The sequence below is a fragment of the Pseudomonas sp. PDM32 genome (genome assembly GCF_019219225.1).
Classification (GTDB): domain Bacteria; phylum Pseudomonadota; class Gammaproteobacteria; order Pseudomonadales; family Pseudomonadaceae; genus Aquipseudomonas; species Aquipseudomonas laurylsulfatiphila.
In genome coordinates this window covers 17681-30604 of the sequence record NZ_JAHUWE010000011.1, presented here as the reverse complement: position 1 = coordinate 30604, position 12924 = coordinate 17681, and the positions used below count along the sequence as shown (strand labels likewise).

General features: G+C 59.6%; 6 protein-coding genes. 5 read left to right on the top strand and 1 reads right to left on the bottom strand.

Going from position 1 to position 12924, the window contains the following annotated elements:
• Nucleotides 1–96 precede the first annotated feature (96 nt).
• From KW846_RS20730 to KW846_RS20710, 5 genes are all read left to right on the top strand, one after another.
• A complete protein-coding gene (locus KW846_RS20730) occupies nucleotides 97–912 on the top strand; it encodes a PaaX family transcriptional regulator C-terminal domain-containing protein (protein ID WP_256356810.1) in 816 nt (271 codons plus the stop codon).
• A gap of 241 nt (nucleotides 913–1153) precedes the next feature.
• The gene (locus tag KW846_RS20725; RefSeq protein ID WP_218484793.1) at nucleotides 1154–2371 is read left to right on the top strand and encodes a DUF3422 domain-containing protein; all 1218 of its coding nucleotides are present in this window, start codon (nucleotides 1154–1156) and stop codon (nucleotides 2369–2371) included.
• A gap of 655 nt (nucleotides 2372–3026) precedes the next feature.
• The gene (locus KW846_RS20720) at nucleotides 3027–3467 is read left to right on the top strand and encodes a CBS domain-containing protein (RefSeq protein ID WP_007971558.1); all 441 of its coding nucleotides are present in this window, start codon (nucleotides 3027–3029) and stop codon (nucleotides 3465–3467) included.
• A gap of 565 nt (nucleotides 3468–4032) precedes the next feature.
• The gene (locus KW846_RS20715; RefSeq protein WP_218484791.1) at nucleotides 4033–5754 is read left to right on the top strand and encodes a type I secretion system permease/ATPase; all 1722 of its coding nucleotides are present in this window, start codon (nucleotides 4033–4035) and stop codon (nucleotides 5752–5754) included.
• A complete protein-coding gene (locus KW846_RS20710) occupies nucleotides 5747–7117 on the top strand; it encodes an HlyD family type I secretion periplasmic adaptor subunit (protein WP_218484789.1) in 1371 nt (456 codons plus the stop codon). The genes KW846_RS20715 and KW846_RS20710 overlap by 8 nt, the downstream gene beginning before the upstream one ends.
• A gap of 186 nt (nucleotides 7118–7303) precedes the next feature.
• Here the strand turns inward: KW846_RS20710 and KW846_RS20705 are convergent, their stop codons facing one another.
• A complete protein-coding gene (locus KW846_RS20705; protein ID WP_218484788.1) occupies nucleotides 7304–12919 on the bottom strand; it encodes a putative Ig domain-containing protein in 5616 nt (1871 codons plus the stop codon).
• Nucleotides 12920–12924: the final 5 nt, after the last annotated feature.

Below are 12924 nucleotides of genomic sequence, written 5' to 3'. Positions count from 1 at the left end.
ATTACACTCAATGTATTTTTTATGTCAATCACTGTAATTTACGATCATTCATCAGGTGCGTGCCGAATCGTGCCGGGAAGGGAGGACTGTTTCTTGTTGGAACCCGCTTCAGACGAGCTCGAAAACCCGACGCCAACGCCGCGTCAGTTGATCCTCAAATTGCTCCTGGTTGTCGAAGGTGGTGAGCTGGATGTCACCAGCGCCGTGCGCGCCTGCGCTTTGTTCGGTCTGTCTGCGAACAACACACGCGTTGCCCTTGCCCGGTTGCAGAGCGCCGAACTGATCGAAACTGTCGTGCGCGGCGCCTACCGTCTTGGCCAGGCCGGCAGAGCGCTGGGCGAAGAGATAGGCGCCTGGCGTCAGGCCGAAACGCGTCTGCGTGAGTGGGATGGCAGCTGGGTGGTGGCGCTTACGGCGGCCCTGGGCCGCAGCGATCGCAAAGCATTGCGTGCCCGAGAGCGCGCATTCGGATTGGTGGGCTTGCGCGAACTGGATGACGGATTGTTTATCCGCCCTGATAACCTGGTCGGCGGAGTGGCGCACACACGCGAACGTCTGCTGTCACTGGGCGTGGAAAACTCGACGGCGGTGTTCCAGGCGCAGCAGTTCGATCCGCAGCGAGACGCCCGGGCCCGTTTGCTGTGGGACGCCAGTGAGTTGCAGAAAACCTACAGCGACGGCCAACGCACGCTGCAGGCGTCGATGGCGCGCTTGGCCGGCATGCCGATTGAGGACGCTGCCCGTGAGGCGTATGTGCTGGGGGACCAGGCCATGCGCCAGATCGTGTTCGACCCGATGCTTCCTGAGCCTTTGGTGGACTCCGCGCACCGTCGTTCCTTCCGCGAGCTGGTCAAGCGATATGACGATGTCGGCCACCAGATCTGGCGCGACTTTCTCGCCCAGGGTAGATGAAACCCGGGCGATGGTTTCGTTTGCCGGCTGCAGTGATGGCAGGTCGACAAACACGCTTCGGACGGTGTCTGTCCTTGGTTCGCTACTGTCGACCCAAGGTTTGTCACCTGGCCGTGACTCATGAGTTCGCCAAACTGTCCCACCAACAACAGCAATCGATAATGCCCCGAAAAATCCGACACCTGGCTCGGGTGGGCATTCATCGCAAGCGGCAAAAACAACTCCAACATGGCCATACAACATGCACCCGTTACGACAAAGCCTGCACAACGAACTGCACGCGCGCCCGTCACTGTATTTCGATGAGCCGGCCCATGTGTTTCATCTGGCCTTCCTCGGCAGCGATCAGGCGTGCAATGCATTCCTCGAACAATGCTGCCCTGGCACCCTCGACCTGAATGCCGCCCAAGGCATTACCCAACTCGATGGCCATGCACTGAAATGGGAGCGCCATGCCGAGTTTTTCACCCTGACACTGGTGGTCACTTCATCCTCTGATGACTTGTCCTGGACCACGCTGCCCGAGGTGCTGGCGTCAAAGATCGAAGTGCATTTGCCGGCCCTGATCAACTCGGTGCAGATTGTCGTGCGTGGTGAAACCGGCCTGGACCTGTCCCGGTACGGCTTCAAGGATCCGAGCGGTTCGTGCGTGGGCGGTGGCGATGCCATGGTCTGGAGTGATTTTCGCCTGAGCGAGGAGGGCAACAACCACATGTTGTTCGTCAACCGGCGCCTGAATGCCTACCGCCAGGGCCGGATGATACGCCGCCTGCTGGAAATCGAGACCTACAGGATGATGGCCTCGCTATCCTTGACCATGGCCAAGGACTTGAGCGCGCAGCTCGATGTTTTCGACAAGACCCTGGTCACCCTTTCCGAACGCAACGCCGACCCGCACGGCAGCAATGCGAAAGCCCTGCTGGCGGATATTTCCAACCTTTCTGCGCAAGTGGTGAGCAGCGCGGCGAAAACCCGGCACCGCTTCAGTGCCACGCAAGCCTATGCGCAATTGGTGTTCGAACGTCTGGGTGAGCTGCGCGAAAGTCACGTAGGTGATTGCCAACGCCTGGGCGTATTTATCGAGCGCCGCTTCAAACCTACCGTCAGGTACTGCACCGCCACCGAACAGCGCCTGGAGCACCTGGCCGAAAGCGTGGCCAACCTGGGCGATCTGTTACAAGCACGGGTTCAGGTCGAAATGGAGGAACAGAACTCGGAAATCCTGAAAAGCCTGAATGCCCGTGCCGATGCCCAGATCAAGATCCAGCGCGCAGTGGAGGGGCTGTCGATCATTGCCATTACCTACTACCTGCTCAGTTTGCTCAAGCTGGGTTACTCAGGGGTTCACCTGCTTGGCGTCGAGGTGTCCCCGCGAGAGGCCATGCTGGTCATGGCACCGCTCGCGATCGGTATTCTTGCGTTGATTGTGCTGCGTATCAGGAAAGTCAAAGAGCATTGAGGTGGTGGCCTGCGATGTCGTTTCAGTGCCTTTTCCACTTGCACATGGCGGCCGCCGGCAAAGGGGTGAAACTAATTGCAGGTGTAGCAGGCTGCCAGGCACCCACCGTGGGTACATCCAGTTGGCGATAAACCAGTCCTCTGCCTCCGTCCTGACTTTGAACTCATGAGCACTAGCATTGTGGAGTCAGCAGGACATGCACTGTTGTAAAGCGCTGTGCTTAACAAAGTGCACCAGTCGGAAGCGACGCGGTGGGCTTTCGCCTCCCATTGCCCAAAGCTCATCGATTTGCTGACCTTGGCAATCCGCTTTCTCGGGATGCCTGCTTAAGCCACAGAAACTCGCCTGGATCGCGGTTACCGTGATAGCCACCTATAGCTCGGGAGCCTGGACTTGCGCATAGGATGAAGTGTCTGTGCTGCCGGCTGGCACAAAGGCTGCAAGACCTGCATCAGGTTTACCTACTGCATATTCCTCTGGACTCCTCCTCGGTCAACGATGATCGATGTACTGAACAGGTCATGAATATGGTTGGTACCTCAGACAGGAATCTCAGGCTTTAACACTGCAAAAGAACAGGCAAAGGCGCCTGGAACCGAAGGGTTTCAGGCGTTTTTTTTGCGTTTTTTATCCGTAATTATCTTCGGAGCCGTTCATGAAAACAGCCGCACAATTGCTGAAACTGAAGGTCACGCAAAACCAGCAGGTACATAGCATCGCGCCAGATCAGATGGTGTATGAAGCGCTGAAAATGATGGCTGAAAAGAATGTAGGTGCTCTACCCGTGATAGAGGATGGGCAGGTGGTTGGCGTTATCAGCGAGCGTGATTATGCGCGCAAGGTCGTCCTACAGGGGCGATCTTCGGTCGGTACTCCAGTCCGGGTCATCATGAGCGCGCCCGTCGTTACGGCAGACAGTCAACAGAGCATCGAGCGTTGCATGATGGTTATGACCGACAGTCATCTGCGTCATTTACCGGTGGTGGAAGGTGATCAACTGATTGGCCTCCTGTCGATTGGTGATCTGGTGAAAGAGGCCATCGTCGAGCAGGCCGACCTGATCCGGCAACTGGAACACTATATCCGTGGACACTGAAACGACCAAGGTAAGGTGGATGCAGGGCTCACAGGCACATGCAGTATTCCAATGTGGCTCTCACTTGCAGGACAGCCATATTCAATGGCCTCGGGGTTCGTAGACACCACCATGCCTTAAAATTCAGTGCTCCAATGAAACCCGACACCCAATGTTGGACATCAGTGTGAACAACCGACGTCGCTGTTCGTATTGCTCGCAAGGAGAGCTCTTCCTTGATAGGGCGTCGACTGGCGAACACGCGGATCGCTACAACAATGGCGATACCTGGCGCAGTATTGCCTTGGCGCGGGAAGGCATTGCCTGGCAGCCCGGTTACCCTTGCCATGGCGGCGCGCAATGCCAACTTGCCGTTGTGCAACATACCCGCCCGTCACCCACTTCAAAGCCCGATCTGAATAACCGGCACTAACCCGAGGCCGCGTTGTCAGTTATTGGCGCCTGTAGCGACGAGGACCGTCTCTGATAGCGGCACGTCAGACTGCACTTGGTGTTTCGCCCCATGGGCAAACGCTCGCGATGGATTGCGTCCTGGACCGACTCTTTCTTAAGCGAGCAACTTTCTATGGGTTTTTTTCTCGATCCGCGTCATGACATTGACGCCGCGTTATTAAGCTACCGCCGGGTGTTTTGGTCGTTGGCGCTGTTCAGTGGCGTGATTAACCTGTTGGTGCTGGTGCCGTCGCTCTACATGATGCAGGTGTACGACCGGGTCCTTACCAGTCGTAACGAAACCACTTTGTTCATGCTTACTTTGATTGCGCTGGGGTTGTTCATGTTCAGCGCCTTGATCGAGTGGGTTCGTGGCGCGGTGATGATTCGCATGAGCGCGGGGCTCGACGAAGTCTTGGGCGAGCGGCTTTTCGACGCCGCTTTCGCCCGCAGCCTTCGCGAGCACGATGCCAACCCGGCCCAGGTGCTCACCGATCTGGCGACACTGCGGCAGTTGATCACCGGCCAGGGCCTGATTGCCTTGCTCGATGCGCCATGGTTGCCGATCTTTTTGCTGATAGCGTTCATCTTTCACCCATGGTTTGGCGTGCTGACGCTGGTTCTGGCCCTGATACTGATCGGCCTGGCTCTGTGGGGGGAATGGGCGACTCGAACACGCCTGGACGAAGCCAATCGACTGGGTGTGCAGTCGTCGATTTATCTCAACAGCACGTTCCACAATGCCGAAGTCATCCAGGCTCTGGGCATGCTCGGGCCATTGCGTCAGCGCTGGAGCCTGCTGCAGCAGCGCATCGTAGCGGCCCAGGCCCATGCCAGTGACCGTAGCGCGCGCATTACGTCGATGACTCGTTTCGTACGCATTTCCGGGCAATCGCTGGCCCTGGGGCTCGGCGCGCTGTTGGTGCTCGAAGGCCAATTGTCGGCGGGCATGATGATCGCCATGTCGCTGCTATTGGGGCGCGCCCTGGCCCCCGTGGAAATCGCCATCGGCTCGTGGAAGCAATTCAACTCCGGCCGCCAGAGTTACCAGCGCCTCAGCCAACTCCTTGTCCGGCATCCAGGCGAGCGCCTGCGCATGCCGTTGCCGCCGCCCACCGGCGCGGTGCATGTGGAGCAGTTGTATGTCGGCCCGCCCGGTGCCTCGCAACCGATCCTGCGGGGGATCAATTTCAACCTGGTCAAAGGTGACGTGCTCGGCGTTGTCGGGCCCAGCGCCAGTGGAAAGTCAACGCTGGCCAGGGCGCTGGTCGGGGTCTGGCCAGCCATGGGCGGGTCGGTGCGTCTCGATAACGCCGAGATCAGCCAATGGTCTCAAGACGCCTTGGGCCCACACCTGGGCTACTTGCCGCAGGACATAGAGCTGTTCGACGGCACGGTGGCCGACAATATTGCCCGCTTCGGTGAGCAGGACGCTCACAAGATCATCGTGGCGGGGCGTCATGCTGGCATACACGAGATCATCCTGAGGCTCCCCAAAGGTTACGACACGCCGTTGGGCCCCGGCGGGCTGGGATTGTCCGGGGGACAGAAACAGCGCCTCGGCCTGGCCCGTGCACTCTATGGGCTCCCTTCGCTGATTGTGCTCGATGAGCCGAACTCCAATCTCGATGAAGCCGGAGAGCTGGCGCTGGTCCAGGCGATCGGTGCGCTCAAGTCTGCTGGCAGCACCGTGGTGCTGATTACACATCGGCCTAGTGTACTGGCGGTGGTTGACCACATCCTCGTGCTCAAGGACGGCACCCAACAAGCATTCGGTCCACGAGACCGGGTGCTCAAGGCATTGCTTGCGGGGCCGAGACCGGTAGCGATCAAGGAGGCTGGCGAAGATGCATGATCTGACCCCAGGCACACAGATGTACTGCGAACAACGACCGATCGTACGTGATAAACCCACGCTGCCAGGTGCCAATACCGACGCGGGCAGCGCGGCAAGATATGGCGTGGGCTTCCTGGCCCTGGCACTGGGTGGCTTCCTGCTCTGGGCCTGCCTGGCGCCGCTCGATCAGGGTGTCGTAGGCAGTGGCACCGTAGTAGTGGCGGGCGAACGCAAAGCGGTGCAGTCGTTGGTCGGTGGCGTGGTAGAAAAACTGCTGGTCAGTGATGGCGACCGCGTCACCCAAGGCCAGTTGCTGGTGCAACTCAACACGGTGCAAGCGCAGTCACAACTGGACGTGACCCGGGGCAAATTGCTTAATGATCGCAGCGTCGAGGCTCGCTTGATTGCCGAGCGCCTGGGCACCGCCGAGATCCAATGGCCCCCTGACTTGCTGGAACACGCTGAAGAGCCGCGGCTCAAGGCAGCCATGGCCTTGCAGAGCCAGTTATTTGCGACCCGGCGTGCAGAATTGGCCAGTCGCTTGCAGATCATCGAACACGAAACCGCCGCATTGCAGCAGCAACTGATCGGATATGAAGGCGTCAAGCGCAACTACGAAACGCAGATGCGCTTCCAGCAGCAGGAGCTGGAAGGCCTGCGTGTTTTGGCACATGAGGGCTATGTCCCGCGCAACAAACTCTTCGAGGCCGAGCGCAACGCGGCCCAATTGGCCGGGCAGATTGCCTCCGTGATAGGTGATGCCGGCAGGACTCGCCAGTCGATCAATGAAGGTCGGGTCAAGGCCTTGCAGGCACAGCAGGAATTTCGCCGCGATGCCGAAATCCAGCTCAGTGAAGTCTCCGCCGAGGCGTCAGCTTTTGCCGATCAGATCAGTGCCTTTGAGTTTGAAGTCGAAAACGGTACGATCCGCGCGCCGGTGTCCGGACAGGTCATGGACGTGAACATTCATACGATTGGCGGCGTTGCCCAGGCCGGACAAACGCTGATGCAGGTGGTGCCGCTGGATGCGCCGATGGCGATCACCGCGCGTTTCGAGCCGTTGATGGCCAACAAGTTGCGTCCGGGGTTGCCGGTGCACGTGCATTTCACGGCGCTGCAACGGGTGGATACCCCGACTGTCACCGGGACGGTGACTACGGTGTCGGCGGACCAGTTGATCGATGAACAGACTCACCAGCCGTACTTTTCCGCCAAGGTCGAAATTCCCGCAGATACCGTTGTGTCGCTACAGGCCGCCGGCCTGCCGGTGCGGCCGGGCATGCTTGCCGATGTCACGGTGGTCACGGGCGAGCGTACCTTGATGAACTACCTGATGAAACCTTTGCGCGAACGCTTGCTCGCAGCCTTCAAAGAGGAATGAGCGGCTTTCCTCGTCACTGTAGGAGCGAGCTTGCTCGCGATGGACTCAAGAGCGCCGCGTTTAGTCAGTAAACACGCGGCATCGTTAACGACCATCGTCGGAACGCCGCCCGGAGCAAGCTCGCTCCTACAGAATCCTTAAACGTTAGGAGCGGGCAGGCCTGCTTTCAGCGATTATGGCCTGGACTCAGGCGGTGAAATCGCTGGCGTGTAACTCCTTGACGCCCAGCAGTGCGAATTCGAACTCGGGGGTGGCATCGGCGTCGACACTGCCGTAGAGAATGCCTTCGGCAAAGCGCACTTGGCCGGTGGCGTTGGCAGGGTCGAAAGCGTTGCTGCCGATGAAGGTGAAGGCATCGACAGTGCCGGTCAACGGGTTGGCGTCCAGGCCGGAGAAGTCCAGATGATCGCCTTCGATGCTCTTGAAACCGTTGAGCACATCACGCGAAGCACCGACGCCCATGTCCGACAGCGCACCAAATGCGTAGGTATCCGCGCCAGTGCCACCGGTGAGATTGTCGGTGCCTGCACCGCCGATCAACCGATCATCGCCGGAACCACCCACGAGCGTGTCATTGCCTGCACCACCGTTCAGGACGTTCGCGGCGCTGTTGCCCGACAGACTGTCTGCGTAGGCACTTCCCGTCAGGTTTTCGAAGAATTTCAAGGTGTCGAGTCCCGATCCCCCGGTGTTTTGTTGCGCTGAGGTCGAGAGGTTGGCGGTGACACCGGACAGAGCGCGATCAAAAGACACGGTGTCATTTCCCTCGCGCCCGTCCAGCACGTTGTTGCCGGCTGCGGCGAACAGCGTGTTGTCCAACGCGTTGCCCGTGCCATTGGCGGCGCCCGGGCTCTCGATGTACAGATTCTCGACATTCGTGCCCAGGGTATAGGTCCCCAGACTGCTGTGCACACTGTCGATCCCTCCGGGCAACACGTTGCCTTGGGTCTCGATCACGCTGTCGTCGGCGTTGTCGACATAGTAAGTGTCGTTGCCATCGCCACCACTCATGCTGTCGGCCTCTGCGCCACCATTGAGCACGTTGGCGGCGGCATTGCCGGTGATGAAGTTGCGCAGCGCGTTACCGCTGCCGTCGATATCCGAGACACCGGTGAGCACGAGGTTCTCGAGATTGGCGCCCAGGGTCCAGCTGACTGATGCCTGCACCGTATCGATCTGCGACGCCGAGGGGTTGGTTTCCACCACGCTGTCGGACGCGTTGTCGACCAGATAGATATCGTTGCCATCGCCACCGGTCATGGAGTCGGCGCCCAAGTCGCCATCCAGTGTGTCATTGCCCGAACTGCCCACCAGGGTATCGGCCTGGTCAGTGCCGGAGATCATGCCGCCCTGGTTCTGAGCGTTGTCGAAAATGTCCTGAACTCTATTGTTGTCGTCCGGGTTGCCTTGAAAGCCAAGGTCTGCAGCGATGTAGTCGGCCAGGCGCTGGCCGACGATTTCCGCCGATTCCTCGTGCAGGTGCCAGACGTCATCGGGATACACCAGCGGATCGACTTCGTAACGCAAGGGCAGGTCGGTGTAGTCCACCGCCAGCTTGACGTCGGCACGTTCGGTGGCGATGGCTTCCTGGACGGCGCGAACATAGCCTACGCCCTCGACGATGCAGGCTATCTTTTCTTCGGAATAGCCCCGGGCACGTGCCGCATCCTCCTGATAGTGGCCGGTTTCCATGATGTACACGTTGAAGTTGCCGAACTGGGCATGCAGGTAATCGAACACCTTCAGGGTGGCGTCCTTGTAGGCAGCGGCCGCCGCGGTTTTGTCCGTGGCACGCGCGATCTCCTGGGCAGCTTCCTCGCCCTGGCCCCAAATGATGCCCATGGTGACATTATCGATCGACTGCAGTTCGGCGAGCTGGTCCCCCAGCAACGCGACGGCACGCAACAGTGCAGGCCCTGGTTGGTTGGTGTCAGTCAACCACCAGCACAACTTGAGCTCTTCGGCGCCCAGGGTCGACAGGCCGTTGACTGTGCTACCTCCCACCGCGATGTCGATGCCGTTGCCGTCGGCATCGGTGAACTGGCTGCGTACGTCATAGGGGGTGTAGCGGTCCAGGTCTTTGACCAGCATCGAGGTGCCAGACTGATCGTCATCCTCTGTCATGCGCAGCAGGCGCGCATTGGATTGACCGAGCGTGGGCAGGTAGAGAATGTCCTGTTGGGCGCGCTCGCCAAACACGAAGTCGCTGGCGGTGAGGGTGTTGAGGTAGTTGCCGTTGAGGGCGATTTCAAAACGGTTGCCATTGGCATCCGCGTCGGCGGATTTGATGTAGGTCTTGTCGCCGGCCGCGTTGAGGGTCATGTACAGCGTGTGATTGCTGCCATCGCCGAGACCGAGAAAGCCCAGGCCCGATACATCGATCTTGTCGACGCCAGCAGTGAAGTCATAAATCGTGTCGGTGGCAGTGATGCCGCCGACGTCGTAATCGCGGTAACTGTCGAGCGGGTTGGTGTAGCGGAAGGTGTCAGCCCCATCGCCGCCATACAGCGAGTCGCGTCCGGCACCACCGTCGATGATGTCTGCTCCGGTGCCAGCCTTGATCGTGTCATTGCCACCGTTGCCCAGGATCAGGTCAGCACCTGCCGTGCCGTTGAGCGTATCGGCATTATCGGTGCCGACGAGGGTACTGGCTGGCGCATCAGCCACCGTCAGGGCGAAGCTGTCGCTGACCGAGGCACCTGAAGGATCGGTGGCCTTGACTAGTACGCTGTAGTTTCCGGCCGCAGTGCTGATCGGCATGCCGCTGAACGTCAGGCTGGTAGCATTGAAGCTCAGCCATGTGGGCAGGGCGCTTCCGTCGGCGAGAGTCGCGGTATAGACCAACGCATCCTGGTCGGCGTCGGTGAAACTGTCCTGGGTCACGGTGTAATTGAACGGCGTGCTTTCGGTGGCGTTCTGGTCGAGCAGGGGAATGGCCACCACTGGCGCCGCATTGCTTGGGGTGTTCTGGTCGGCGAAGACAAAATGACTCGCCGTCAGACTGCTCACCAGATTGCCTGCGATCGACAACTCAAAGCGATTGCCGTTGGCGTCGACGGTGAGATCCTTGAGGTAAGTACGGTTGGTCGACGCACTGTAGGTCAGTTGCAGCGTACCGTTCAAACCATTGCCCAGCGCCGTGTAGCCGAGTGCCGAGACATCGATCTTGTCGGCGGTCACGTCGAAATCGAGGATTTGGTCGCTGACGCTCGTGGAACTGGTGCGATAACTGTCGAGTTTCGAGGTATAGCGGAACACATCGGCCCCCGCGCCGCCGGTGAGCTTGTCCACCCCGGTGCCACCGATCAGGATGTCGTTGCCCGCGCCACCATTGAGCGTGTCGTTACCTGCGCCACCTTGCAGTTGCTCGTTGGCTGCGGTGCCAGTGAGCGTGTCGTTGTTCGGGGTGCCATTGATCACCGTGGGGCCCGCGGGTACGTCCTGCACGGCGAGGGTGAAGCTGTCGCTGACGGTGGCGTTGCTGCCATCGGTGGCGGTGACCTGGATGGAGTAGGTGCCCGACGCGGTGTCGCTGGGTGTGCCACTGAACGTACGAGTGGCGGCATCGAATGTCAGCCAACCGGGCAGGGCGCTGCCATTGGCCAGCTTGGCGGTGTAGCTGAGGCTGTCGTTATCCGGATCGGTGAAGCTGGTGGCCGGGACCACGTAACTGAACGCTGTACTTTCGGTCGCGTTCTGATCCGGCAGCGGCGTGGCCAGCACCGGCGCCTGGTTGGTTGGTGACGACGTGGCGAAGACGAAGTTGGCGCTGGTCAGTTTGTCGAGGTAGTTGCCGGCCAGCGTCACCTCAAAACGATTGCCATTGGCGTCGGCGGTCAAGGACTTGATGTATGTCTTGGTGCCGGTGCTGTTGAGCACAAGGTACACGGTGTTGTTCTTGCCATCCCCCAGGCCGGTAAATCCGATGGCCGACAGGTCGATCTTGTCGTTGCTGACATCGAAGTCGGTGATCAGGTCGCTAAGGTTGGCTCCGCCGGTGTTGTAGTTGCGGTAACTGTCCAGGCGATTGGAGAACACAAAAGTGTCCGCCCCGGCGCCACCGGTGAGGCTGTCCATCCCAGCACCGCCGTCGAGCTTGTCGTCGCCCGCGCCGCCACTGAGATTGTCGTTTCCTGCGAGGCCGAGCAGGGTGTCGGCCGAATCGCTGCCCAGCAACGCGTCGCTGGCGCTGGTGCCGGTGACCACCCGATTGAAAATGAAGTTGCTGGCGGTCAGGGTGCTGGCGAGGTTGCCCGAGAGAATCAACTCGAAGCGATTGCCGCTGGCGTCGGCATCGTAGTCCTTGATGTAAGTGCGGTCGTTGCTGGCGCTGTAGCTGACCTGCAGTGTGCCACCACGGCCATTACCCAGGCCGGTGAAGCCCAGGCCGGCCAGGTCGATCTTGTCCTGGGTGACGTCGAAGTCGGTCACGGTGTCATCGAAGCTTGCGGTTGCATCGCGGTAGCTGTCGGACTGAGAGGCGAAACGGAACGTATCGGCGCCGGTACCACCGGTGAGTTTGTCGATGCCCGCACCGCCCACCAGAATGTCGCCACCAGCCCCGCCATTGATCGTATCGTTGCCGGCCCCGCCGTAGAAAATCTCGCTTTCGGCGCTGCCCGACAGGGTGTCGTTGCCAGCCGTACCTTGCACAGTGGTCATCGGCACCGTGTCGCTGACGTAGCTGCCGTCACCATAGATCAACGTGACACCATTGCTGGTGTGGCTGATGGTATTGCCGATGATGGCATTGCGATCCGTGCCGTCTTCATTACGCTCTGCAACACCGTAGGTCGAGAGGTTGCTGCCGCTGATGATGTTGCCCTGGATGATGTTGTCGCTGCCGTTGAAGTACTTGCCTGACACGCCCAGGGTGTCGTCGTAGGACTGGATGATGATTTCCGGTACGGGGCTGCCCAGTGAATTGTTGTGGAGCGTGTTGTCGGTGATTTCAACGTGGTTACTGCCATAGATGCGAACCCCGGCGCTGGCATTGTCGTGAATATCGACGCCGCTGACAGTCACCTCGCTGGACATCTTGATCAGCACCCCTTCGGCGCCGTTGCCGTACACCTCGCCACCGGTGATGGTTATGTTGCTGGGGGAGGGGATGTCCTCGCTACCGCGCTGCACGACGATGCCATTACCGCCGTTGTTGTAGGCAATGTTATTGGCCAGGGTGAAGTCGTGGGTACTGGTAACGACGTTGAAACCGTGCCGGTCGTTGTCGTAGGCGATGTTGTTTTCAAAGGTACTGTCGCTCAGGAAATCAGCGACGAAGCCGTCCAGGCCATTGCCGTGGGACACGCTGTTCTTGATGACCATGTTGACGGTCTGCTCGTGGGGGTCGAAACCGTACCCGGAGCAATCCTTGATTTCGACACTGTCGAGGGTGACGTTGGAATCGTAGCCTTCTTCGCCGGGAATGAAGCCGTTGAACCAACCATCGATCTTGCCCGTTGTGTTGTCACGATTGCCATCAATGGTGAGGTTGCTGACGCCAAAGTCGTGGGTTTCTTCGCCATAAGCGGAGCGAATAACCCCCGTGATCTTGGTATCCGAACCGTCAGCCACTTTGACGTTGGTGACGCCCATGCCGTCGCCGTACAGGTAGACGTTGCTCTTGAGCATCAGGCACCCGTCAGAGGGTTCCGCGCCTGCGGAAACGATATAGGTCCCGGTCGGCATGTACACCTGGCCACCGCCAGCGACAGCCGCGGCATCAATCGCACTCTGTATTGCGGCCGTGTCGTCAGTAACCCCATCGCCTTTAGCGCCAAAACTTTGTACGTTGAAAATCATTAACT